This window comes from Devosia sp. XGJD_8, from assembly GCF_046614475.1.
GTDB lineage: Bacteria > Pseudomonadota > Alphaproteobacteria > Rhizobiales > Devosiaceae > Devosia.
Genome location: NZ_JBKJHF010000001.1, coordinates 2,179,998 through 2,204,157 on the forward strand (window position 1 = coordinate 2,179,998; position 24,160 = coordinate 2,204,157).

The window sequence follows — 24,160 nt, forward strand, 5'->3', positions numbered from 1 at the left end:
CGCGCCGGCCACAACCCAGCCAAGGAGCAACCCATGACGACGCCAAGCTACACAACCACCTTCACCGTGAACCGGAGCCCCGAGGCGGCCTTCGCCGCCATCATCAACCCCCGCGCCTGGTGGAGCGGCGCCTTCGAGGGCGACAGCACCGAGCTCGGCGATGTGTTCACCTATCGCTACCAGGACCTGCACTATTCCAGGCAGGAGGTGACCGAACTCGTACCCGGCCGGCGCGTCGCCTGGCAAGTGCTCGATGCCGACCTCAGCTTCCTCAAGGACCGGACCGAATGGACCGGCACGACGATCGCCTTCGACATCGTCCATACCGGCAGCCACACCGAAGTCACCTTCACCCATGTCGGCCTCAAGCCCGAAGTGGAGTGCTACGATATCTGCACCGACGCCTGGACATCGCTGATCCAGGGCAGCCTCAAGCAGCTGATCGAAACCGGCACCGGGGCGCTTCCAGAGCTGGCCGAGCCGGCGGCATGACGCAGGGAGATCAACCCATGGCCATGTCCTATGCCGGCGGCTGCGCCTGTGGCGCCATCCGTTTCGCGACCACCCAGCAGCCGATCTTCCAGAACCACTGCCAGTGCCTCGACTGCCAGAAGCGCAGCGGCACCGGCCACGGCTCATACCTGACCTTTCCGCACCGCAGCGCCATGCGGATCACCGGCATGGCATCGGAATGGCGCGTCACCGCGGATAGCGGGCACGACAAGCTCCACGCCTTCTGCCCCACTTGCGGCACGCCGGTCTACCTGACCTTCACCGCCATGCCGGACATCATCGCCGTCCATGCCACCGCCCTCGACGACCCCAGCCAGTTCAAGCCGCAGGCCCTGACCTACAGCATGCGTGGTCATCCCTGGGACGCCATCGATCCGGCAGTGCAGAAGTTCGAGCGCATGGCTGGATAGCCATACCGGCATGCGCCGACACGCGATCCTTCCGGGCCTGCCTGTGGCCCGGCGGGAACGAGCTGGTCCGAACGGCGTTGCTGCATGCACCCAATACCGGAGCACACCATGGGCATTATCTGGACAATCATCATCGGTTTCGTCGCCGGCATCATCGCCAAGTTCATCATGCCCGGCAGCAATGAGCCATCGGGCTTCATCATGACCACCATCCTGGGCATCGTCGGCGCTTTCGTTGCGTCGTTTCTCGGCCAGGCACTGGGCTGGTACGCACCCGGCGAGGGCGCGGGGCTGATCGGGGCCGTGGTGGGTGCCATCATCGTGCTCGTCGTTTGGGGCATGATTGCCGGCCGCCGCCGGGAATAAACCAGGACGGGAGATTACAAATGGCGCGAGGAATGCCTTCAATGGTTGCCCTGCTTGGCCTGCTGGCCGTGGCGGGCTACCAGAACCGTGACAAACTTGGCGAACTGCTCAACGGGGCGGGTGGCCAATCCGCCGATCCCGCAAATCCCGGTCAGTCGTCCGGAGGCCTTGGCGACTTGCTGAACGGCCTGGGCGGCGCGCTGGGCGGCGCCTCTGCCGGCAGCGTATTGAGCGGTGGTCTGGGTGATCTTGTCGATCGCTTCCGCCAGACGGGACACGGCCGACAGGCAGACAGCTGGATCAATGCCGACGAGGACAATGCCCCCGTTGACGCAGCCGATCTTGAGGACACCCTGGGCGAAGAGACCATTGCTGAACTGACCCAGAAGACCGGCCTCTCTCGGGCCGAATTGCTGGAGCGTCTCTCCAAGACCCTGCCCGACGCCGTCAACAGGATGACGCCCAACGGCAGGATGCCGACGGAGGATGAGGCGGCGAGGTTCACCTAGCTGCCAAAAACAGCTCACTCAAAGAAAAACGGCGGCCCATGCGGGCCGCCGTTTCTCATTCAATCAGACCGGCCTAGTGCGGCAGGCCGGCTGTGGCATCGTCGGAGGCGGCGTCGACCGTGGTGGACACGGCCGGCGTGGCTTCGTCGAAGTTCCACTCGATCGGCTCGGGCTTGCGCACCAACGCCCGCTCGATCACCTGATCCATGCGGCTGACCGGCACGATTTCCATGCCTTCCTTGACGATGTCCGGGATCTCGGCGAGATCGCGCACATTCTCTTCAGGGATCAGCACCGTCTTGATGCCGCCGCGCAGCGCGGCAAGCAGCTTCTCCTTGAGCCCGCCGATGGGCAGCACCCTGCCCCGCAGCGTGATCTCGCCGGTCATGGCGACATCATTGCGGACCGGAATGCCCGTCATCACCGAGACGATGGCAGTCGCCAGGCCGATACCGGCCGACGGACCATCCTTGGGCGTCGCGCCTTCGGGCAGGTGGACGTGGATGTCGCGCGTGTCGAACATCGGCGGCTTGATGCCGAAATCGATCGAGCGGGAGCGGACATAGGCCGTTGCCGCGGTCAGCGATTCCTTCATCACTTCCTTGATGTTGCCGGTAACCGTCATGCGGCCCTTGCCCGGCGTCATCACGCCTTCGATGGTCAGCAGCTCGCCGCCCACCGATGTCCATGCCAGGCCCGTCACCAGGCCAACCTGCGACTCGGCTTCGATCTCGCCGTGCTTGTAGATGTCGGCACCCAGATACTGGGTGAGCTTGGCCTCGTCGATGGTGATCGTCTTGACCTTGGTCTTGACGATCTCGGCCACGGCCTTGCGCATCAGCTTGCTGAGTTCGCGCTTGAGGTTACGCACGCCCGCTTCACGGGTGTAGCGCTGGATCAGGGCGGTCAGCATCTCGTCGGAAAGCTCGAACTCGCCATGGGCAAGGCCGTTTTCCTTGAGGGTCTCCGGAATCAGGTGCTGCTTGGCGATCGCATGCTTCTCCTGCTCGGTGTAACCCGACAGGCGAATGATCTCCATGCGGTCCATCAGCGGGCCGGGGATGTTGAGCGTGTTCGACGTGGTGACGAACATCACGTCCGAAAGGTCGTAGTCGACCTCCAGATAGTGGTCGGCAAAGGTGTGGTTCTGCTCTGGATCGAGCACCTCGAGCAGTGCCGAACTCGGATCGCCACGGAAGTCCTGGCCCATCTTGTCGATCTCGTCGAGCAGGAAGAGCGGGTTGGACTTGCCGACCTTCTTGAGCGACTGGATCACCTTGCCGGGCATGGAGCCGATATAGGTGCGGCGATGGCCGCGGATCTCGGCTTCGTCGCGCACGCCACCGAGTGCCATGCGCACAAATTCGCGGCCGGTCGCCTTGGCGATCGACTTGCCCAGCGAGGTCTTGCCGACGCCCGGAGGGCCGACGAGGCAGAGGATGGGGCCCTTGAGCGTGCCGGTACGACCCTGCACGGCCAGGTATTCCAGGATCCGTTCCTTGACCTTCTCGAGGCCGTAGTGATCCTCGTCCAGCACCTTTTCGGCCAGGACCAGGTCACGCTTGACCTTGCTCTTCTTGCCCCAGGGCAGGCCGAGCAGCGTATCGAGATAGTTGCGCACCACGGTGGCTTCAGCCGACATCGGGCTCATCGACTTGAGCTTCTTGAGCTCGGCCTCGGCCTTGAGCTTGGCTTCCTTGGAAAGCTTGGTCTTGGCAATGCGCTCCTCGATCTCTGCGATCTCGTTGGAGCCTTCCTCGCCGTCGCCCAGTTCCTTCTGGATCGCCTTCATCTGCTCGTTGAGGTAGTACTCGCGCTGCGTCTTCTCCATCTGCCGCTTGACGCGGCTGCGGATGCGCTTTTCCACCTGCAACACACCGATCTCGCCTTCCATCAGGCCGAGGATCTTCTGGAAGCGCTCGGCGACCGACAGGGTCGAGAGCAGGTCTTCCTTCTCGTTGATCTTGATGACCAGGTGGCTGGCAATGGTGTCGGCAAGCTTGGAGTGGTTCTCGATCTGGCCGACCGCGGCCACGACCTCGGCCGAGATCTTCTTGTTGAGCTTCACATAGTTCTCGAACTCGGTGCTGGCCGAGCGCGACAGGGCCTCGAGCTCGGTCGCGTCTTCCACCGGTTCGGGCAGGATGGAGGCTTCAGCCTCGAAATAGTCGACGGTCTGCAGGTAGCGATCGATGGTCGCACGGTGCAGGCCCTCGACCAGCACCTTGACGGTGCCGTCGGGCAGCTTGAGCAGTTGCAGCACGGTGGCGATGGTGCCGGTGGCATAGATCTGGTCTGGTGCCGGATCGTCGTCCTGCGCATTCTTCTGGGTCACGACAAGAATGTGCTTGTCGTCGCGCATGACCTCTTCGAGCGCCTTGACCGATTTCTCGCGGCCAACGAACAGCGGCACGATCATGCCGGGGAAAACGACGATATCACGCAGGGGGAGAACTGGGTAAACCCGGTCCCGGCTTGCATCGCCAGTGGCGGGGGTGACGTCCGTCATCTCGTATCCTTTCCGGGGCGCGCGGGGGAAGGGAGATGGTAGCGCGCCCGTTGTAGACAGCTACAGCATGAGATGCTGGGCTGATTCCGGTTAATAAATAGGTCCGCCTATCGGGTACACAAGTCAACCTTCGTGGAATTGTCACGGTTAACCCAACTACGCACAGGAGATATGCGTAGCAGCACGGAAACAGGGCTGTGCCTTGGCTGCACTATGGATATGCCCCCTACCCCACGCTTCGCCGTGCCTTGAGCAAAATGCTCGTATCGGTGGAGGCAATCCCGTCGATCTGTCGGATCTGCCGCAGCAGGTCGTCGAAGGCCTCGACATCGGGCGCTTCGAGCTCGGCCACCATGTCCCAGCGCCCATTGGTATTGTGCAGCTGGCGCACCTGGGGCATGCCGAGCAGCCGCTTCATCACCGCCGCTTCATGCTTGCCGTCGACCTCCACCATGGTGATGGCGCGAATGCCCTGGCTGGGCGCGGCAGCCATGACCACCGTAAAGCCCGCTATGGCCCCGCCCGCCACCAGCCGGTCGATGCGCGCCTTGGCGGTGGCGCGCGAGACCTTGAGGTCCAGTGCCAGCTTGTTGACCGGAGTGCGCGCATTGGTGCGCAGCAGCGCGATCAGCCGGTAATCGAGATCATCGAGGATCATTATGCGCATCCACACTTGGCAAACTGAACGATTGACTGCGCATATATAGCACAAATCTGGCTATTCGCACAGCGCACGGCTGGGCACACTGGGCGGACATCAAATGATCCGGGCCCGATCCGGTGACGCGCAGGATTTGTTCAATGAGCTATGCCGCCGCCCCTGCCATCGATCTCTTCGGCATCCCCAGCGATGCCGGTGCCTCCTGCCGCGGCTCCGGCATGGGCCCCGACGCCATGCGGGTCGCCGGACTGATCGAGACGCTGGCCACGCTGGGCTATACGGTCAGCGACCATGGCGACCTGGTCTGGGACTATCGCGCCGCCGGCGGCACGCCCTGGCGCCTCTCCGGCGAGCGGCAGGCCGAAGTGCTGGCCATTGCCCGCCAGAGCAGCGCGCAGGCCCTGGCAAGCCTCGGCGCGGGCCGCCTGCCCGCCTTTGTCGGCGGCGACCACTCGCTCTCCATGGGCACCATTTCAGGCGTGGCGCGCCATTGCGCGGCGATTGGCAAGCCACTCTTCGTGCTCTGGGTCGACGCCCATGGCGATTTCAACACGCCGGCCACCTCCGAGACCGGCAATATCCACGGCATGCCGCTGGCCCTGCTCTGTGGCGAACCCGATTTCGGGCCGGAATACCAGGGCGACTGGCGGGGCCAGGTCGATCCGCGCAACGTCACCGTCTTCGGCGCCCGCTCGATCGACCGGCCGGAGCGGCAACTACTCGAACGGCGCGGCGTCGATGTCATCGACATGCGCCGCATCGACGAAATGGGCGTCGTGGCGCTGATGCGCGACGTGCTGGCAAGGGTGGAGGCCGCGGGCGGCCACCTGCATGTGAGCCTCGACGTCGACGCCATCGACCCCGCCATCGCGCCGGGCGCCGGCACGCCCGTAGCCGGTGGCCTGACCTTTCGCGAGGCGCACCTGGTCATGGAGATGATCCATGACAGCGGCACTATGGGCTCGCTCGACATCGTCGAGCTCAATCCCTACCTCGACCACGCCGGCATGAGTGCCCGGCTGCTGGTCGACCTGGCGGCAAGCCTGTTCGGCCGCCAGATCATGCCGCGCCAGAGCGCGCGCATCGACATCACCGAAGCGGCAACCAGCATCTAGGAGCGCCAGAAAATGACGCAGTTCATCGGGGTCGAAGACATGAGGAGGCTAGTCCGGTCCACCGGTACAAAGGCTTTCCTCACCCAGCTGGCCGGCTATATCCGGTCCGACTTTTCGCGCTGGAGCGAGTTCGAGAAATCCGCCCGCGTTGCCAGCCATTCCCGGGATGGCGTGATCGAGCTGATGCCCACCTCCGACGGGCAGCTCTACACCTTCAAATATGTCAACGGACACCCGTCCAACCCCCGGACCGGTAAGCTGACCGTTACCGCTTTCGGCGTATTGGCCGATGTCGCCACCGGCTATCCGCTGCTGATCAGCGAGATGACCCTGCTGACCGCCCTGCGCACTGCCGCCACCTCGGCCTTCGCCGCCTCGGTCCTGGCGCGGCCCGAGAGCCGGGTCATGGCGCTGATCGGCGCCGGGGCCCAGTCCGAATTCCAGGCCCTCGCCTTCCAGGCGCTGCTCGGCATCGAGGAAATCCGGGTCTACGACCCCGATCCCCGGGCCGTCGACAAGTTCATGGCCAATGCCGGGGGTTTCGGCATGACGCTGGTCCGCGCGGCGTCCGTCGAGGCGGCCGTGTCCGGAGCCGATATCGTCACCGTCTGCACCGCGGTCAAAGGCCAAGTGGCCGTCATCGATGCCGCCATGCTCAGCCCCGGCACCCATATCAACGCCATTGGCGGCGACTGCCCCGGCAAGACCGAGCTGGCCGCCGACATTCTGAGCGTGGGCAAGTATTTCACCGAGTTCACGCCCCAGACCCGCGTCGAGGGCGAAATCCAGCAGGCCCCAGCCGACTATCCCGTGGCCGAGCTCTGGGAAGTACTTGCCGGCGTCAAGGATGGCCGGACCAGCGCGGCCGACATCACCGTCTTCGATTCGGTCGGCTTTGCCGTGGAGGATTTCTCGGCGCTGCGGCTGGTCCACGACCTCACCGCGGAGAGGCGGCATCTGGTGGATCTCATCCCCGAACTGGCCGACCCGAAGAACCTCTATGGCGAACTGGTCGGCACCGTCGCCGCCCGGAAAGTGCAGGAGCCGGCGTAGACGGCTCAACTCTCGACCAGAGGGACAGGTGAAGCCCCCACATATTGCGCCCGCGGCCGGATGATCTGGCCGCTGGCCATCTGCTCCAGCGCATGCGCCAGCCAGCCCACGGTCCGGGCCACGGCAAACAGCACCAGCGGCGCATCCCTGGGCAGGTCATGCGCGACAACGAGTGCCGCCAGCGCGAAGTCGACATTGACGGCGTCGCCCGTGACGCGCTCGGCCGCCTCCCGGAACGCGATGAAGGCCTCCGGCGGGTTGAACTGGTCCAGCAAAGCCACGGCCCGCACATCGCCTTCGGGATAAAGCTGATGCCCAATGCCCGGCACATGCCGTCCCTCGCCCAGCCAGTCGAGCAAGGCCGTTTCCGGGTCGGGATCGTGCCCGATATCCTCGACCAGCACCGCCACCTCGCGTGACGCCAGGCCGTGGCGCGGCCCGTTGAGCGTCGCCAGCCCCGCCAGCGCCCCCGCCCATACCGATGCCCCGGTCGAGACTGCCACCCGCACGGCAAAGGTCGAGGCCGTCAGCTCATGATCGGCGAGCAGCACCAAGGCGCGCCGGATGATATCGGCAGCATCGGGCCGCACCCAATGCCGCGCGAGCCGCTGATGCAGGCATTCCCCCTGCTGCGCATCGCCGCCCAGCGCCTGCGCCATTTCCGCCAGCACCTGCCCGGCTTCCGAGGCCGGCGCCCCCGCGACCGGCATTGATACCGCTGCCCGCCTGGCCAGCGCGACAAAGGCCGCCGGCATTCCCCCACCAGCCTCGGCGGATGACGCCTCAACGCTGCTGAACGGCGCCCGCCACAGCAATGCGGCGACCTCCTCCAGCGTGGCGCCCTCGGAAAGCGCGCAGGCATCCTGCCCGCGATAGAGCAGTCGTCCGTCCAGGACCGTCGAAATCCCGGTGCGCAACACCGGCTCGCCCCACTGCATGGCCTGCGCGGCTACGGCATCCTGCCGCCTTCGGCCGGCGGCGCGCCGCGCCAGGCGTCGCACATCGTCACCCCGATAGAGGCTCTTGCGGCTGTCGGAGGGGTCCGGCCTGGCCTTGATCCGGCCGCGGCTGACATTGGCATAAAGCGTCTGCTTCTGCGTGCCGAGCAGATCGAGAGCTTCCGCGGCGGTCAGCCAGTCCATGGCAGATACATTGATCCAATTGGTCAAGATTGACGTCAATGTTAGCACGCCTAGTCTTGCCGGCAACAAGCCAAAGGAGTGTGTGATGAAAAGTGGTCTGGAAGACGTGGTTGCCGCCGAAACCGTGCTGTCCGACGTGGACGGCGCCAATGGCCGGCTGATCGTGCGCGGCATATCGCTGGATGAACTGGTGGCCACCAGCCGCTACGAAAATGTGCTGCGCCTGCTCTGCGACGGCTTCCTGCCGCTGCCCGATGATCTGCCCGCGGCGCTGGGCCGAGCGCGCCAGGCCGTCTTCGCCCATGTCGCGTCGGCCGATCCCGCCATCGTCGCCCTGCCCCCCGTTGATGGCCTGCGCGCCCTGATGGCCCGCCTGCCCGATGGCGACGGCATCGATCCGGCCCTTCAGCTGGTCGCGGCGCCCGCCGTCTTCACCAGCGCCCTGCTGCGCCTGCGCAACGGCCTCGCCCCCGTCGCGCCGGACGCCGGACTTGCCCATGCCACCGATTTCCTGCGCATGCTGTCCGGCACCATGCCGACCGCGCAGCAGGCTGACGCGCTCGATCGCTATCTGGTGACCGTTGCCGATCACGGCCTCAATGCCTCGACCTTTGCCGCCCGGGTGGTGGCCTCAACCCAGGCCGGCCTCGCCTCCGCCGTGCTCGCCGCCCTCAGCGCCCTCAAGGGCCCGCTGCATGGCGGCGCCCCCGGCCCCGTGCTCGACATGCTCGACGCCGTCGGCCAGCCCGCAGGGGCCCCGGCCTGGCTCGACGATGCCCTGTCCAGAGGCGAGCGGCTGATGGGCTTCGGCCATCGCATCTATCGCGTCCGCGATCCCCGTGCCGATGCGCTCAAGGGGGCCGTCCGCCTGCTGGCGACATCCGGCGCCATCGCGCCCGCCCGCCTGGCGCTCGCCGAAGCGGTGGAACAGGCCGCGCTCGACCTGCTCAAGCGCAAGAAGCCCGACCGGCCGCTGGAAACCAATGTGGAATTCTACACCGCGCTGCTGCTGGAAGCCCTCGGCTTCCCCCGCGACGCCTTCACCTGCGTCTTTGCCGCCGGCCGCGTCGGCGGCTGGATCGCCCATGCCCGCGAACAGGCCCTCAATGGCCGCCTGATCCGGCCCATGTCGGTCTATGTCGGACCAGTACCGCGGCAAGCGGCCTGACCTCAGCTGATGCGGTCGAGACGCCGCTTCTTGACGATGTTCTTGTAGTCCCACTGGATCAACCTGGCTTGCTCGAGCCAGGTTCGCAGCTCATCGACATCGACCTGCGCGACAGAGGCGTAGCGCTTTTCCGCGGCCTTGAACGTCCCCTCCGGCGCCAGTCCCGGCACATCGAAGGATTGCCCGCTCCAGAACAGCAGGCGGACACAGGATTTGAGCTTGCTGTAGCCCACGATCGGGTTGCCGGCCAGGAACCACACCGGGTGGGCGTGCCAGATCCGGCTTTCCGCCTCCGGCAGGCCGTCATCGATGACCTGCCGGAGCAGCTCGCAGATCTGCCGGTCCTCCGGATCCTGGATGGCGTTGAACTCCTCGATCGTGCGCGGCTTGCCGGCGTCCTGCATCGCCATGGTTGGCTCCTGTCTGTCTCCATCACGACGAAACAATCGCCCCGCAATCGACAGAGGCAAAAGCAAAAACGCCGGGCGCGAGGCCCGGCGTTTTCAATTTCAATCCCGAAGTCGTTACGCCGTTGCGGGCGCTTCGTCCTTCTTGCGCTCGGAATAGATGTAGAGCGGACGCACGTCCTTGCCCTTCACCACTTCTTCCGAGATCACCACTTCTTCCACGCCTTCGAGCGATGGCAGGTCGTACATGGTGTCGAGCAGGATAGCTTCCATGATCGAGCGCAGGCCGCGGGCGCCGGTCTTGCGCTCGATGGCCTTCTCGGCGATCGCCTTGAGGGCATCCTCGTGGAAGGTCAGCTCGACCTCTTCCATCTGGAACAGGCGCTGGTACTGGCGCACTAGGGCGTTCTTGGGCGCGGTCAGGATTTCGATCAGCGCGGCAATGTCGAGGTCCTCGAGCGTTGCCAGCACCGGCAGGCGGCCGATGAATTCGGGGATCAGCCCGAAACGGACCAGATCTTCCGGTGCGACATCGGCCAGGATCTGCCCGACGCGACGGTCGTTCGGGTCCTTGACGGTGGCCGCAAAGCCGATGCCCGAGCCTTCGCCACGGGCCGAGATGATCTTTTCCAGCCCGGCAAAGGCGCCGCCGCAGATGAACAGGATATTGGTCGTGTCCACCTGCAGGAATTCCTGCTGCGGATGCTTGCGGCCGCCCTGGGGCGGAACCGAAGCCACGGTGCCTTCCATGATCTTGAGCAGGGCCTGCTGCACGCCTTCGCCCGAAACGTCGCGGGTGATGGACGGGTTGTCGGACTTGCGGGAGATCTTGTCGACTTCGTCGATATAGACGATGCCGCGCTGCGCCTTCTCGACATTGTAGTCGGCCGACTGCAGCAGCTTGAGGATGATGTTCTCCACATCCTCGCCGACATAGCCCGCTTCGGTCAGCGTCGTGGCGTCAGCCATGGTGAATGGCACGTCGAGGATACGGGCCAGCGTCTGGGCCAGCAGCGTCTTGCCCGAGCCGGTCGGCCCGATCAGCAGGATATTAGACTTGGAAAGCTCGATATCCTGGTTCTTGGACGAATGGTGCAGGCGCTTGTAGTGGTTGTGGACAGCCACGGAGAGCACGCGCTTGGCGCGGAACTGGCCGATGACATAGTCGTCGAGCACCTTGCAGATATCTGCCGGTGTCGGCACGCCATCGGAGGACTTGACCATGCTGGTCTTGTTCTCTTCGCGGATGATGTCCATGCACAGTTCGACGCATTCATCGCAGATGAACACGGTCGGACCGGCGATCAGCTTGCGAACCTCATGCTGGGATTTCCCGCAGAACGAGCAGTAGAGCGTGTTCTTCGAGGTTTCGCCGTTCGTTGTCTCTTTGGACATCCAGTCACTCCCGGGGGCCAGAGCGCCCCCAAAACCAAGCGTTGCCAGTGACGGTAACGCTCGAGCCTAAAGAAAGTCTAAGCCGAACCGATCCTAAAGACCGATCCGGCTTGGTGCAATTGCGTCTGGATCACAGTCCACGGCGCATCAGCAATGTGCTTAACGCGGGCGATCAGGCCTGCGCCTCGGGCACGACGCGCTTGTCCCAGACGTTGTCGATGAGGCCAAAAGTCTTGGCTTCCTCTGGCGACAGGAAGCGATCGCGCTCGAGAGCGTTCTCGATTTCCTCGTAAGTGCGGCCGGTGTGCTTCTCATAAATCTGATTAAGACGCCGCTTTAAGCCCTCGACTTCCTTGGCATGAATCAGGATGTCGGTAACCTGGCCCTGGAAGCCGCCGGACGGCTGGTGCACCATGACGCGGGCATTGGGCAGTGCCGTGCGCATGCCGGCCTCGCCGGCTGCCAGCAGCAGCGAACCCATGGAGGCAGCCTGCCCCATCACCATGGTGGCGACGGGCGCGCGGATGAACTGCATCGTGTCGTAGATGGAAAGACCCGCCGTCACCACGCCGCCGGGCGAGTTGATATAGAGCGAAATTTCCTTTTTCGGATTCTCCGATTCGAGGAACAGCAGCTGAGCCACGATAAGGCTCGCCATATTGTCCTCGACCACGCTGGTCACGAAAATGATGCGCTCGCGCAGCAGGCGCGAATAGATATCGAAGGCGCGCTCGCCCCGATTGGACTGCTCGACCACCATGGGAACGAGCGTGTTCATGTAAGTATCGTGCGGATCCCGCATGTAGTGCCCCTTAGCTGTGCCGTATCGGACCGGGCCAGCATTGCTTGGATTGAAACACGATCCCTTCCCGAACTCGGACATCGGGGGTCCGGGGATCGTATCGAATTCGAATCGACGCTGCGACTGATTGCAGCCCACGCCGCCTTAAAAGCGGGTAAAGGCACAGATAGGCGGCATTGGGGCAGGCTTCAATAGCGCGTTTGCCCGATGTGACGGCAAGGTGAATGGAGCGCTAGGCCGAGAAGCTGACCGCGACGCCCTTTTTCTTGAAATAGGACTGCATGATCTTGCGGCCCTGGCGGTTGGACTGGGCCAGCTTGGCCGGCTCGAACACGGCCTCCTTGGCGCCTTCCTTGGCCATCGCCGCCTTGAGCGCGGCGATGTGGAGGTCCAGATCCTCGTTGTTGTTCTTGATCGACGCATAGATGTTGTCGATGGCCTGGCTCAGGGTCAGATCGCTCACGGAACGGCTCCTCAAAATCTCTTGCCCCTGACTAGCGATTTTTTCGGCGGGAGCAAGGCATCTCCGCCGTTTGCTTCATCGCGGCGACCTCGTAAGGTCATCGCGCCCTTCCCAAGATACTGATTTCCATGGCCGCCATCATCCAGCTCAAGCCGATCACCGACGTCCCCGAAAACCGCCGCGCCAGCGCCGATCCGCGCGACCCAGCCTTCTTCCAGAATCCCTATGCCTTCTATGACCGGCTCCATGCCGGCAACCCGGCCTTCTTCTGGGACCAGTATGGCCACTGGTGCTTTGCCGGCTTCAAGGATGTCAGCGCCTTGCTGCGCGACAAGCGCTTCGGCCGCGAAATCCTGCATGTGGCGACGCGCGAGGAGCTCGGCATGCCCGCGCCCAAGCCGCATACCGCCGCCTTCGACCTCACCGAAAAGCACTCCCTGCTCAACCTGGAGCCGCCGGGCCATACGCGCCTGCGCACCCTGGTCAACCGCGCCTTCGTCTCCCGCCATGTCGAGCAACTGCGGCCCCGCATCATCCGGCTCGCCAACGAGATGATCGACGGCTTCGAAGGCGAAGACAGCGTCGACCTGATCAAGGCCTTCGCCGCACCGATCCCGGCAATCATCATCGCCGAGATGATCGGCCTGCCCGCCGAAAGCGCGCCGAGCCTGCTCAACTGGTCCAACCGCATGGTGGCCATGTACATGTTCGGCGTCAGCGAGGCGACCGAGCGCGATGCCAACCAGGCCTCGCAGGACTTCATGGATTTCGTCGCCGAGGCCATTGCCGAGCGCCGCAAGCGCCCGACCGAGGACCTGCTCAGCCATATGCTGACCTCCGATCGCGACGGCGACCGGTTGAGCGACGAGGAGGTCATGTCCACCGCCATCCTGCTGCTCAATGCCGGGCATGAGGCCACGGTCCACACCACCGGCAATGGCGTCAAGTCCATCCTCGAAAGCGGTATCGATCCGGTTACGCTTTTCGCCAGCGACGCACAGACCGAAGCCACGGTGGAGGAATGCCTGCGCTTCGACGCGCCGCTGCATATGTTCACCCGCTACGCACTGAGCGACCTCGATTACGAGGGGCTGCAGCTCCGCAAGGGCGATGTTATCGGGCTGATGCTGGGCGCCGCCAATCGCGACCCCAGGCGCTTCGCCAATGCCAACACGTTCGACCCGTTCCGCAGCGATGGCGCCAATGTGAGCTTCGGCGCCGGCATCCACTTCTGCATCGGCGCGCCGCTGGCCCGCATCGAGCTGCAGGTGGCGTTCAGCGAATTGTTCCGCCGCCTGCCCAAGCTGAGATTGGCCGAAGCGCCCAGCTACAATGACGTGTACCATTTCCATGGCCTGGAACGGCTTATGGTGCGCTGGCGCTGATCTTTCTTCCCTTCTCCCCTTGAGGGAGAAGGTGCCCGAAGGGCGGATGAGGGGTCTCTTTGCTACCTGAAGCATTGCAGCATGGGAGCGCGCAGCACCCCTCACCTGGATCTCCCGCTGAACGCGGAAGATCCACCCTCTCCCTCAAGGGGAGAGGGAAGATGGGTCAAAGGCTCGCCAGCACCCCCGGCACCAGCAGCGGCAGGTCCTCGCTGATCAGCCCCGGGCCGCCAAATCTGTTCGCCGCCTCGGCATGGAGCCACACGCCGGCGCAGGCCGCTTCCCAGCCCTCCATGCCCTGCCCCATCAGCCCCGCCACCATGCCGGCGAGCACGTCGCCGGAGCCGGCCGTGCCCAGCCAGGCCGGGGCATTGGCATTGATGGCGGCGCGGCCGTCAGGGCTGGCGATGACCGTATCGCTGCCCTTGAGGATGACGATGGCGCCCGAATGCTCCGCCGCTGCGCGGGCCTTCTCCAGCTTGCCGCCGGGCACGTCGCCGAACAGCCGCTGGAACTCGCCCTCGTGGGGCGTCATCACCACCGGGCGCTCGGCGGCCTTGATGGCGCCGTAGAGCGTGCCGGCGTCGGCCGCAAAGCTGGTCAGCGCATCGGCGTCCAGCACCGTCGCGGCGCCCGAGGCAAGCACGGCCAGCACGCGCGCCCGCGTCTCTTCGCCCACGCCTGCCGCCGGGCCGATGACCACGGCATTCATCCGGTCATCCGAGAGCAGCTCGGCCAAGGCCTCCGGGCTCTCCGTAGGCTTCAGCATCACGGCGGTGACATGGGCGGCGTGGACCAGTAGCGCCGCTTCGGACCCAGTCAGCGACACCACCCCTGCCCCGACGCGAAACGCCGCCATGGCAGCCAGCCGGGCCGCCCCGGTCTGCAGCGGACCGCCGGAAACCACCACGCAGTGGCCACGATGAAACTTGTTGCCCTCATTGCTCGCCACCGGCAGCGACCACAGGCTGGGCGAATTCTGCCAGGCCCTGGCGCCGATCGGCCCCAGCACCGATTCGGCAATGCCGATATCGGCCAGCACCACCTCGCCACAGCGGTCGCGGCCCGGCTGCAGCAGGTGGCCGGGCTTGAGCCGGAAGAAGGTCACGGTCATGTCGGCGATCATCGCCGTGCCGCGCAGGGCGCCCGTGGCGCCGTCTATGCCGCTGGGAATGTCGATGCTCACCACCGGCCGCGAGCTGGCATTGACCGCCGCAATGGCCTCGGCAAACGCCCCTTCGGTATCACGGTCGAGACCCGCGCCCAGCAGGGCGTCGACGACGAGGTCCGCCGCGTCGATATCCTGCGCCGTCGGCGGCGCCACCCGGCCCGTCCACTGCTCGGCCATATGCGCGGCATCGCCCTTGAGCGCCGCGCGGTCGCCGATCAGCCGCAACTGCACCGGCCAGCCCTTCTGCTTGAGCAGCCGCGCCACCACAAAGCCGTCGCCGCCATTATTGCCCGACCCGCACAGCACCAGCACCGAGCGCTGGTAATAGCGCTCCATCACGGCCTCGGCGACAGCCTTGCCGGCCGCCTCCATAAGCTTGAGCGACTTGACCCCGCTGGCCACCGCAAGCCGGTCGGCCTCGGCCATCTGGGCCGGGGTGAGCAGGATATCGGCATGGGCAGCGGTCATGGCACATCTCTCGGCAGACAAAACGGAACCTGCAAACAAAAAGCCGCCCATTTCTGGGCGGCTTCCATATTCAAGTCAGAACACCTTAGTGGTGGTGTTCTTCCGGAACCTCGTCCTCGTCGGCCTGGATCAGCTTGGCCAGTTCGTCGCGGGTCATCTTCTTTTCGGTGATGTCGCCCTTTTCGGCGACAAAATCGACGACCTTGTTCTCGAACACCGGCGCACGCAGGCCAGCCAGGGCCTGGGGGTTCTTGCGGTAATAGTCGTAGACCTGCTGTTCCTGGCCGGGGAAGCGGCGCACTTCGGCGATCAGCGCCTGCTGGTGCTCTTCCTCGGTCACGTTCACTTCGTTCTGGTTGCCGATCTCGGCGACCACCAGGCCCAGGCGCACGCGGCGCTCGGCGATCTTGCGATACTGCTCGCGAGCCGCTTCCTCGGTCGTGCCTTCGTCTTCGAAGGACCGGCCATGGCTCTGCACTTCGTGCTCGACCCGCTGCCAGATCGTGTTGAACTCGGCATCGACCAGCTGGGCCGGCACGTCGAACTTGTGACCGTCATCGAGCGCATCGAGGATCTGGCGCTTCATGTGCTGGCGGCTCATGGATGCCAGCGCGGCCTCCATCTGGGTCTTGACCGCATCGCGCATGGCCTGGACGTTCTCGACGCCGAGACGCTTGGCGAACTCGTCGTCCAGCTCGCCCTGGTTCGGGCCGTCGACATGCAGCACCGTCACTTCGAACTGGGCCTTCTTGCCGGCCAGTTCTTCGCTCTGGTAATCCTTGGGGAAGGTGACGTCGATCTCGCGCGTCTCGCCCTTCTTCATGCCGATCAGCTGCTCTTCGAAGCCGGGGATGAACTCGCCCGAGCCGACCGTGAGGTGGGCATGGTCGGAAGTGCCGCCATCGAAGGGCTTGCCCTTGATCTTGCCGACAAAGCTCAGACCGAGGCGATCGCCGTTCTCGACGACGCCTTCGTCGCCCTTGTCGGTATAGCCGCGGTTCTGCGCGAAGACGCGGTTCACTTCGGCGGTGACTTCTTCGTCGGTGATGTCGATCACCGGCTTGACCAGCTTGACGCCGTCCAGCTTCATCAGCGTGACGGGCGGCAGCACTTCATATTCGACTTCGAATGCCAGGTCCGCCTTGCCGTCGAGAACGTCATTGATGACGGCCTGATCGTCGGGCAGGTCGACCTTGGGCTGTGCGGCGGCGCGTTCCTTGCGCTCGTCCAGCGTGTCCGACACGGTCGAGTTGATCGCGTCGGTCATCACTTCGCTCATGGCGGAGCGGCCGAACATCTTCTTGATATGCGCCAGCGGCACCTTGCCGGGACGGAAGCCCTTGATGTTGGCCTGGCCCTTGAGCTCTTCGAGCTTGGCGCCCAGGCGCTCATTGAGGGCGGCGGCCGGAATGGTGACGCTCAACTTGCGCTTCAGGCCTTCATTGAGGGTTTCGGTAACCTGCATTCGGTTCAATCCCGTATTCATTGATAGTCGTTTGATCGTGGGCCGGTCCATCAGTGGTGCGGGTGAGAGGACTCGAACCTCCACGCCTTGCGGCGCTGGAACCTAAATCCAGTGCGTCTACCAGTTCCGCCACACCCGCAAAAAGGACCCGTTGGCCGGGTTGGCGTTGCATCTATATGAAGACGGAAAGCCAGTCAAAGCCTAGCTTGGCGATTTGGCCGGAATGCTGCGCAGCTGCACCGCCCCTCGCCCGCCGACAGGCCGCCGGAAACAGCATCGCGCCATGGCGACTGGACGACTGCACAAATATTGCGCAAACTGCCACTTGTTTAGCCAACCCCGCTGCTGCCGGGGCGGCCGACTGCATTAAACCGCTATCATAAGCCTTTATTTCCAAAGGCGTTTTAGCCCGTTTGGCGGCGTGGCACACCCCGTGCATACGGGTTGGCGGTATCCGCCGTTTGCGGCACGTGGAGGCTCAAAGTGAAAAAAATCGAGGCTATCGTAAAGCCGTTCAAGCTCGACGAGGTCAAGGAAGCGCTGCAGGAAGTTGGTCTGCAGGGCATCACCGTGACCGAAGCCAAGGGTTTCGGTCGCCAGAAGGGCCATACGGAACTCTATCGCGGCGCCGAATATGTCGTGGATTTCCTGCCCAAGGTGAAGGTCGAGGTTGTGTGCCCCGACGAACTCGCCGAGAAGGCCATCGAAGCCATCCGCAATGCAGCCCAGACGGGCCGCATCGGCGACGGCAAGATCTTCGTCTACTCGATCGAGCAGGCCATTCGTATCCGTACCGGAGAATTCGGCGACGACGCGCTCTAGGGGCCTCCACCCCAGCGCGGCACGCCGTGACTACAACCCAAAAACTATTCCGATCTAGACAGGGGAAGACCTAATGACCACCGGAGCTGACCTCCTCAAGCGCATCAAAGACGAGAACATCAAGTATCTCGACCTGCGCTTCACCGACCCGCGCGGCAAGCTGCAGCACGTCACGCTCGACGTCTCGATCGTCGATGAAGACCTGTTCGAAGAAGGCACCATGTTCGACGGTTCCTCGATCGGTGGCTGGAAGGCCATCAACGAGTCCGACATGGTGCTGATGCCCGATCCGAATTCGCACTATATCGACCCCTTCTTCGGCGCCTCGACGCTGGTCGTGAACTGCGACATTCTCGAGCCCCTCACCTACCAGCCCTATAGCCGCGACCCGCGCACTACGGCCAAGAAGGCCGAGGCTTTCCTCAAGGCTTCGGGCATCGGCGACACCGTCGTGTTCGGCGCAGAGCCGGAATTCTTCATGTTCGACGACGTGCGGTATTCCAATACCCCGTTCAAGGTCGGCTTCGAAGTCGACCATCCGGAACTCCCGTCCAACAACGACACCGCCTATGAAGCCGGCAATAACGGCCACCATATCGGTCTCAAGAAGGGCTACTTCCCCGTGCCGCCGCTGGACAGCGCGCAGGACATCCGCGGTGAAATGCTCGCCGCCATGGCCGAAATGGGCGTGGTTGTCGAAAAGCACCACCACGAAGTGGCCTCGGCCCAGCACGAACTCGGCATCAAGTTCGCGCCGATGATCAAGGCTGCCGATGACGTGCAGATCTACAAGTATGTCATCCATCAGGTCGCCAATGCCTATGGCAAGACCGTGACCTTCATGCCGAAGCCGATTTTCGGCGACAACGGCTCGGGCATGCACTGCCACCAGTCGATCTGGAAGGACGGCAAGCCGCTCTTCGCTGGTGACCAGTATGCCGGCCTCTCCATGGAAGCGCTGTACTACATCGGCGGCATCATCAAGCATGCCAAGGCCATCAACGCCTTCACCAACCCGACTACCAACAGCTACAAGCGCCTGGTACCCGGCTTCGAAGCCCCGGTCCTGCTGGCCTATTCGGCCCGCAACCGTTCCGCTTCCTGCCGTATCCCCTTCGGCCAGTCGCCGAAGTCCAAGCGCATCGAGATCCGCTTCCCCGATCCGCTGGCCAACCCCTACCTGGCCTTCTCGGCCATGCTCATGGCCGGCCTTGATGGCATCAAGAACAAGATCCACCCCGGCGACCCGATGGACAAGGATCTCTACGAACTGCCGCGTCAGGAACTGATGCAGATCCCCCATGTCTGCGGCTCGCTGCGCGAAGCCCTGGGCGCCCTGGAAGCCGACCACGAATTCCTGCTGGCCGGTGGCGTCTTCGACAAGGACCAGATCGACAGCTATATCGAGCTGAAGATGACCGAAGTGGTGAAGTTCGAGCAGACCCCGCACCCGGTCGAATACGAGATGTACTACTCGGCCTAAGCCCGGTAGCCAGCCTAGCGAAAGGGCCCCGAAAGGGGCCCTTTTTTATTCCGGCGGCGCTTCCGCCTCGATCTGCGCCGAGAACGAACCAGGCGGCTCCACCAGCATACGCTCCAAGTCCTTGGCATCGTGCTCGACGATGAACTGCACGGCAAAGCCGACATCGAGCCGGCGCACCACCCGCCCCACCAGCGCGCCAATGGCCAGCGGCGTGCCCTTGCCGGGCAGGATGGCGGCGGAAACGGCAGCGCCCGAGCGGGATATGTCGATCACAAAGCAACTATGCCGGCTGCCATCCCCCATCGTCATGACCGATCGGGGATTGCGCGGCATGAAGCGGGGAAACTCCCGCTTGTCGGGAATGTGTGCGTGCAGGTTGCTGCGCTTCCAGCGGATCTTGGATGCCAGCCTGTCGCGTCCGTCATCATCGAGCAGGATCTCGACCACGAACCCGGTGGGCAACTCGCGCTCCACGCGGGTGCGCAGGATGCCGAAGTCGTGGAAGTGAATGATGACGATCTCGTCTTCATGCGCAATCACTGGCGCGATGATGACAGCCTGGGTCGGCGAGATGGAGCAAAGGCGGCAGGAATAGACCGGAACGCCCTCGTCACCGTCACTGTGGCGTCCCGACAGGGCATAGCACCCGGTCAGTGCGCCGATGAACCGGACATCATCGGACCGTCTTGCTCTGCCGGCGAAAGCAGACTGCTGCACTGCTGAAGTCATTTCGAACAATCCCGCAATACTTGCGAGAAAGGCTACGCTCAACTGGTAAACAATTTCCACATTGGGAATAATACCAATAGTAACCGCATCTCCTCATCTGCTTGCTTGCAGGACAGGAGCAATATGTTCCTGTCACGAAGTTATGTCAGTTTCACCTCTGTGCGCTATACGAGGGCTCCTGGGTTCTTGGGGTTGGAGACGGGCATGGCCGGACGCTGGCGACAGACAACCCCTGATGAACTTGCAACCTGGCTGGAGCCTGTCCCGGTCCCCTGGGCCTTTGCCGGCGGCTGGGCCCTCGACCTCTGGGCCGGCCACACCAGCAGGACCCATTCCGACATCGAAATCACCTGCCTGCGCGGCGACCTCAAGGCGCTCGTCGACAGCCTGGCCGGCTTCGAGATCGTCGTGGCGCGCAACAAGCAGCTGTCGCCCTGGCTGGCCGGCGCCATGCCCGAGCCGCCCTTCAGCCTCTGGCTGCGGCGACACGGCGAACTGCTATGGGATTTCGAAATCGTCAGCGAGGCCCATGCCGATGATGCCTGGCACTATCGCCGCGACGAGCGCATCACCCGGCCGCTCGACCTTCTGTTCCGGCAGACCCCGGCGGGCCGGATGGTCATCGCGCCCGAAATCCAGCTGCTCTACAAGGCCAAGGCGCCACGCGAGCGGGATATCGCGGATTTCCGCCATTTCTGGCCGCAGCTCGACCCGGCGCCCCGCCACTGGCTGATGCAGGCGGTCGCCGTGGCACATCCGGAAGCCTTGCCGATGCTGGGCGAGCTTGAGCGAAGTCGCTACCCGGCCGGAGGCGCCATCAGCACTTCGAGTTGATCGAGCTCCTGCACCTGGATGAACTGCAGGGCAAAGCCGACCTCGAGATAGCGCACCACGCGGCCCACCAGCTTGCCGACCGCCATGGGCGTGCCAAGCTCGGGCCAGATATCGGCGGAAACCGCGATACCCGATTGCGACACGTCGATCACGAAACAGGGCATCTGCGTGCCGTCGGCCAGGGTCAGCACGGTCCTGGGGTCGCGCGGCGGCACCCGCCGGTGCTCGCGCTTGTCCGGCACCTGCTCATGCACCCGCTTCTTCTGCCAGATGATCTTGCCACCCAGCTTGTTGCGCTCGGCGTCGGAGAGCATCAGGTCGAGCACGAAGCCGGAGGGAAGCCGGCGGCCGATCTTGCCACGCAACATGCCGAACTCGTCGAAATGGGTCGCGACGGTCTCGCCCTCGCTCCCCACGACCGGGCCCACGACTACGCATTGCCGCGTGGAGATGGAACAGAGCCGGCAAGCATAGACGGCCACCTTGCCGCCCGTCCCTTCCCGGCGGTCCGCAAGCGCATAGCGACCGGCCACGGCGCCGATGAAGCGGACGTCATGCCAGTCGAAATGCGATCGCTGCGGCGCAGCGCCGTTCTCAGTGTTTTGAAACATGGGGTTCCCGATCCCAAGTTTACGTGTCCCATCGCACGACTAGCCGACGGTCGTTAAGGACTTCTCCCAATTGCCCCGCAGAAATGCCCGTTCGCCTTGCTGTTGCAACATCAACTATTTGCAGAGTTAATTTGCCATTGCAGGATAATGCGCAACTTGAGCCACCCTTTGCAGTCAGGACGCCTCCCGTGCCATGGCCGCAAAGTGTAGTTCGGGTCCATCCACTTCGGTCAGCCGCCGGTTTTCGATCAGCAGGAACCGGTTGCCCAACCCGCGCACGAAGCTGCGGTCATGCGAGACCAGGATGCAGGTCGCCCCATGCGCCAGGATTTCCGCCTCCAGCCGTTCCTGTCCGGGAATGTCGACATGGTTGGTGGGCTCGTCGAGCAGGTAGAAATTGGGCTCCAGCAGCCGTATCGCCAACAGGCCCAGCCGCGCCCGCTGGCCGAAGGAGAGTTCGGCGATCGGACGCTCCTGCGCCTCCACGGCAAATCCCGCGGCCGCCAGCAGGCTCTTGCTGCGCTGGTCGCCCTGGTCGAAGCGCCCGGTAATATAGCCGAGCGGGGATTCCCGCGGCGGCAGGAAGCTCATCGCCTGGTCTACATACCCGGGAACGATCTGCGGGCTGACGCGGATGCCCGGAGTTTCGCGCCCGGTCATGGCCCGGTGCAGCAGGCCGACAAACTGCGACTTGCCGGTGCCGTTGCGCCCCAGGATCACCAGGCGGTCGCCCTGGAAGATGTGCAGTTTGTCGATGCGGAACAGCTTGTCGCCGGGCGGACTGGTCACGTCGAGGTTCTCGATGGCCAGCATCACGCGGGCCTGTGCCCCGCTATTGCCCAGCCTTATGTCGCCGCTGCGCTCCTTGTGCAGCGAGAGTGCGGCGCTCTCGATCTTCTCGGCCCGTTCGCGCAGGTATTTCGATTTGACGGTCAACAGGTCGCTGCCCGAATTGATGCCGATATTGGTCAGCTTGGCGGCCTGCTTGCGCAAGCGGCTGACCTCCTTGAGGTCGCGCTCGCGCTTGGCCTGCGCCGCCTCGTCCGCCTCGGCCATCGCCACCCGCGCCCGGCTGTATGGCAGGGCAAACACATGCGACTCGTCGGGCCGCAGGAACAATGTGCGGTTGGTGGTGGCGTCGAGGAACTGACGGTCATGGCTGGCAATGATCACCGGGATGTTGCGGGCCGCCTGGTTGATCCACGCCTCGAGCTGGAACAGCTTGCCCAGGTCGAGATGGTTGGTCGGCTCGTCGAGCAGCAGCGCGTCCGGCTGCGGCACCCAGCAGCGCGCGATCAGCGCAATGCGCTGCCAGCCGCCGCTGAGTTCGCTGACGCGGCGATGCCGCATCGTCTCGGGGGTCTCGAATTCGTCCAGCACGACGTCGACCCGCCAGCTGTCGCTGTCGCGATCCATCGGCGGCAGGGCGTCGAGCACCGCCTCATAGAGTGTCATCCCCATCATCGCGGCAGGCATGTCCTGTTCGACATAGCCCACGGTGAGCCCCCGCGAGCGCACGATGTCGCCCGAGGTCAGCTCGCCCTGCCCGGCCATGGCGCGCAGCAGCGTGGTCTTGCCGCGCCCATTGCCGGCGACGAGGCCGACGCGGTCGCCATCGCTGATGACGAGGTTGAGATTGGAAAAGAGAGTGTCGGTGGCCACCAGGCCGGCATTGCGGAGGCTGATCGAGCCCATTTTTGTCTCACTGGATGCGGCGCATCATCAATTGCGCCATTGCCGTCAGGAGGCGGTCAGAGACCGCCACGAAGGGCAAACCAGAATGGGGGAGACAGAAGGGAAGCGTCCGTACCAGTACCGGTCAGCCCTGCAGCTTGAGCCACAGGGCCTGAACAGGGCCACGGGAGCGGTGCGTGAACAGCAATGTCATCGGACCCTCCCTGCTTGCTTGACGGCCTGTATCGATCATTAGCCGCGCCGGCACGGGAAATCAATCAGCGGACATCACAGGAAGTAGAACATGGTCGCGACCAGCGCAACGACCCCGGAACGTGGGGCGGTGAGCTTGGCCAGCCGGTACGCAATACCTGAAAACCCGGCATGCGGCCAAACACCGAAGACAATTGAGCCGGCAGGGACCGGATACGCAGAACTAGGATCCCGATCGGCTCGCATACGGCAACTCCAGACAAAAACCGTATGCGTCAGGTCTAGCAGCCTGCGTTTAAGAAAGTGCTCCCAAGAAGCAAACGGAACGTAAACCGGGCGCCCGATCTTGGGACGATTTCGTTTCAGGGGCGCCGCTTAGCCGGCGGGACGCAGCTGCTGACGGCCCTCGATGCGCCCCGTGCAGAAGTTGAAATCCAGCAGGTAGACCCAGCCATCGCGGGTCGCCCGCACCTGGATATTCTTCTCCATCGCCACATTCAGCGCGATATTGCTATAGCCGCGGGCCGCGACCGCATCGCGGATCTGGCGGTCGGTCATGCAGGTGATGCGCTCGGGATGGAAATCCGAGGCCTCGTCGCCAAAGAAAATGCCGAAGCCGAACGATTGGGCCTGGGCCGGGATTGCCGCGCCCGTGCTGAGCAGCAGCGCGGTCAGCGCGGCAGCGATCCATCTGGTCATGAGAGCCTCCTATGACGGTTCAATCGCACACTTTGGCGCATCGGGGTTGAACCGGACCGCAACCACGCGTTCATCTTGCGTTCAGACTTGTGA

Annotated in this window: 24 protein-coding genes and 1 tRNA gene; 11 read left to right on the forward strand and 14 right to left on the reverse strand. The window is 64.1% G+C overall.

Going from position 1 to position 24,160, the window contains the following annotated elements:
* The first annotated feature begins 33 nt into the window (after positions 1-33).
* The 4 genes from ACLI1C_RS10290 to ACLI1C_RS10305 all read left to right on the forward strand — a co-directional run bounded on the left by ACLI1C_RS10290 (position 34) and on the right by ACLI1C_RS10305 (position 1,798).
* Entirely contained in the window at positions 34-492 is a 459-nt protein-coding gene (locus ACLI1C_RS10290) for an SRPBCC family protein (protein ID WP_411396763.1), read from the forward strand.
* Positions 493-509: 17 nt separating this feature from the next.
* Positions 510-923, forward strand: coding sequence for a GFA family protein (locus ACLI1C_RS10295; protein ID WP_411396764.1), 414 nt, complete (start codon positions 510-512; stop codon positions 921-923).
* Positions 924-1,031: 108 nt separating this feature from the next.
* On the forward strand, positions 1,032-1,289 hold the full coding sequence (locus ACLI1C_RS10300; protein ID WP_411396765.1) for a GlsB/YeaQ/YmgE family stress response membrane protein: 258 nt from the start codon (positions 1,032-1,034) through the stop codon (positions 1,287-1,289).
* 41 nt (positions 1,290-1,330) lie between these two features.
* A complete protein-coding gene (locus ACLI1C_RS10305) occupies positions 1,331-1,798 on the forward strand; it encodes a YidB family protein (protein WP_411396766.1) in 468 nt (155 codons plus the stop codon).
* Positions 1,799-1,871: 73 nt separating this feature from the next.
* On the opposite strand, the gene lon is transcribed toward ACLI1C_RS10305, so the two are convergent.
* The gene (gene lon / locus ACLI1C_RS10310; RefSeq protein ID WP_411396767.1) at positions 1,872-4,307 is read right to left on the reverse strand and encodes an endopeptidase La; all 2,436 of its coding nucleotides are present in this window, start codon (positions 4,305-4,307) and stop codon (positions 1,872-1,874) included.
* 226 nt (positions 4,308-4,533) lie between these two features.
* On the reverse strand, positions 4,534-4,965 hold the full coding sequence (locus ACLI1C_RS10315) for an Lrp/AsnC family transcriptional regulator (protein ID WP_411396768.1): 432 nt from the start codon (positions 4,963-4,965) through the stop codon (positions 4,534-4,536).
* A gap of 143 nt (positions 4,966-5,108) precedes the next feature.
* Between ACLI1C_RS10315 and rocF the strand changes: the two genes are divergently transcribed.
* Together rocF and ACLI1C_RS10325 are read left to right on the forward strand one after the other, a co-directional pair.
* Positions 5,109-6,083: an arginase gene (gene rocF / locus ACLI1C_RS10320; RefSeq protein ID WP_411396769.1), complete on the forward strand. Its 975-nt coding sequence runs from the start codon at positions 5,109-5,111 to the stop codon at positions 6,081-6,083.
* Between the two features lie 12 nt (positions 6,084-6,095).
* Positions 6,096-7,136: an ornithine cyclodeaminase gene (locus ACLI1C_RS10325; RefSeq protein ID WP_411396770.1), complete on the forward strand. Its 1,041-nt coding sequence runs from the start codon at positions 6,096-6,098 to the stop codon at positions 7,134-7,136.
* Positions 7,137-7,141: 5 nt separating this feature from the next.
* Here the strand turns inward: ACLI1C_RS10325 and ACLI1C_RS10330 are convergent, their stop codons facing one another.
* The gene (locus tag ACLI1C_RS10330; RefSeq protein ID WP_411396771.1) at positions 7,142-8,305 is read right to left on the reverse strand and encodes a citrate synthase; all 1,164 of its coding nucleotides are present in this window, start codon (positions 8,303-8,305) and stop codon (positions 7,142-7,144) included.
* Positions 8,306-8,363: 58 nt separating this feature from the next.
* Here ACLI1C_RS10330 and ACLI1C_RS10335 point away from each other — a divergent pair, with 58 nt between their 5' ends.
* Complete coding sequence (locus ACLI1C_RS10335; protein WP_411396772.1) at positions 8,364-9,446, forward strand: citrate synthase/methylcitrate synthase; 1,083 nt, start codon at positions 8,364-8,366, stop codon at positions 9,444-9,446.
* Positions 9,447-9,448: 2 nt separating this feature from the next.
* Here ACLI1C_RS10335 and ACLI1C_RS10340 read toward each other — a convergent pair whose 3' ends face one another.
* The 4 genes from ACLI1C_RS10340 to ACLI1C_RS10355 form a co-directional block, all read right to left on the reverse strand.
* Positions 9,449-9,856 (reverse strand): DUF1801 domain-containing protein, encoded by a 408-nt coding sequence (locus ACLI1C_RS10340; protein ID WP_411396773.1) that lies wholly within the window; start codon positions 9,854-9,856, stop codon positions 9,449-9,451.
* A gap of 114 nt (positions 9,857-9,970) precedes the next feature.
* Positions 9,971-11,248, reverse strand: a complete 1,278-nt coding sequence (clpX, locus tag ACLI1C_RS10345) for an ATP-dependent Clp protease ATP-binding subunit ClpX (protein ID WP_411396774.1) — start codon at positions 11,246-11,248, stop codon at positions 9,971-9,973.
* Between the two features lie 172 nt (positions 11,249-11,420).
* Positions 11,421-12,050, reverse strand: a complete 630-nt coding sequence (locus ACLI1C_RS10350; RefSeq protein ID WP_411396775.1) for an ATP-dependent Clp protease proteolytic subunit — start codon at positions 12,048-12,050, stop codon at positions 11,421-11,423.
* A gap of 232 nt (positions 12,051-12,282) precedes the next feature.
* Positions 12,283-12,513: a hypothetical protein gene (locus ACLI1C_RS10355; protein WP_411396776.1), complete on the reverse strand. Its 231-nt coding sequence runs from the start codon at positions 12,511-12,513 to the stop codon at positions 12,283-12,285.
* A gap of 128 nt (positions 12,514-12,641) precedes the next feature.
* On the opposite strand from ACLI1C_RS10355, the gene ACLI1C_RS10360 reads away from it, so the two are divergent.
* Positions 12,642-13,898 (forward strand): cytochrome P450, encoded by a 1,257-nt coding sequence (locus ACLI1C_RS10360; protein ID WP_411396777.1) that lies wholly within the window; start codon positions 12,642-12,644, stop codon positions 13,896-13,898.
* A 166-nt stretch (positions 13,899-14,064) separates the two neighbouring features.
* On the opposite strand, the gene ACLI1C_RS10365 is transcribed toward ACLI1C_RS10360, so the two are convergent.
* The 3 genes from ACLI1C_RS10365 to ACLI1C_RS10375 form a co-directional block, all read right to left on the reverse strand.
* Complete coding sequence (locus ACLI1C_RS10365) at positions 14,065-15,537, reverse strand: NAD(P)H-hydrate epimerase (protein WP_411396778.1); 1,473 nt, start codon at positions 15,535-15,537, stop codon at positions 14,065-14,067.
* 85 nt (positions 15,538-15,622) lie between these two features.
* On the reverse strand, positions 15,623-17,002 hold the full coding sequence (tig, locus tag ACLI1C_RS10370; RefSeq protein WP_411396779.1) for a trigger factor: 1,380 nt from the start codon (positions 17,000-17,002) through the stop codon (positions 15,623-15,625).
* A gap of 54 nt (positions 17,003-17,056) precedes the next feature.
* Positions 17,057-17,141 (reverse strand) — tRNA-Leu (locus ACLI1C_RS10375).
* Positions 17,142-17,485: 344 nt separating this feature from the next.
* Between ACLI1C_RS10375 and ACLI1C_RS10380 the strand changes: the two genes are divergently transcribed.
* Together ACLI1C_RS10380 and glnA are read left to right on the forward strand one after the other, a co-directional pair.
* Positions 17,486-17,824: a P-II family nitrogen regulator gene (locus ACLI1C_RS10380; RefSeq protein ID WP_035079039.1), complete on the forward strand. Its 339-nt coding sequence runs from the start codon at positions 17,486-17,488 to the stop codon at positions 17,822-17,824.
* Between the two features lie 73 nt (positions 17,825-17,897).
* Positions 17,898-19,307 carry a type I glutamate--ammonia ligase gene (gene glnA / locus ACLI1C_RS10385; RefSeq protein ID WP_411396780.1) on the forward strand — a complete coding sequence of 470 codons (1,410 nt, stop codon included), beginning with the start codon at positions 17,898-17,900 and terminating at the stop codon, positions 19,305-19,307.
* Between the two features lie 45 nt (positions 19,308-19,352).
* On the opposite strand, the gene ACLI1C_RS10390 is transcribed toward glnA, so the two are convergent.
* Positions 19,353-20,036, reverse strand: coding sequence for a PilZ domain-containing protein (locus ACLI1C_RS10390; RefSeq protein WP_411396781.1), 684 nt, complete (start codon positions 20,034-20,036; stop codon positions 19,353-19,355).
* Between the two features lie 204 nt (positions 20,037-20,240).
* On the opposite strand from ACLI1C_RS10390, the gene ACLI1C_RS10395 reads away from it, so the two are divergent.
* Complete coding sequence (locus ACLI1C_RS10395; RefSeq protein ID WP_411396782.1) at positions 20,241-20,870, forward strand: nucleotidyltransferase domain-containing protein; 630 nt, start codon at positions 20,241-20,243, stop codon at positions 20,868-20,870.
* Here the strand turns inward: ACLI1C_RS10395 and ACLI1C_RS10400 are convergent.
* The 3 genes from ACLI1C_RS10400 to ACLI1C_RS10410 all read right to left on the reverse strand — a co-directional run bounded on the left by ACLI1C_RS10400 (position 20,834) and on the right by ACLI1C_RS10410 (position 24,067).
* Positions 20,834-21,481, reverse strand: coding sequence for a PilZ domain-containing protein (locus ACLI1C_RS10400; protein ID WP_411396783.1), 648 nt, complete (start codon positions 21,479-21,481; stop codon positions 20,834-20,836). The genes ACLI1C_RS10395 and ACLI1C_RS10400 overlap by 37 nt on opposite strands.
* Positions 21,482-21,655: 174 nt before the next feature.
* Positions 21,656-23,176 carry an ABC-F family ATP-binding cassette domain-containing protein gene (locus ACLI1C_RS10405; protein ID WP_411396784.1) on the reverse strand — a complete coding sequence of 507 codons (1,521 nt, stop codon included), beginning with the start codon at positions 23,174-23,176 and terminating at the stop codon, positions 21,656-21,658.
* 567 nt (positions 23,177-23,743) lie between these two features.
* Entirely contained in the window at positions 23,744-24,067 is a 324-nt protein-coding gene (locus ACLI1C_RS10410; RefSeq protein WP_411396785.1) for a hypothetical protein, read from the reverse strand.
* Positions 24,068-24,160 lie beyond the last annotated feature (93 nt).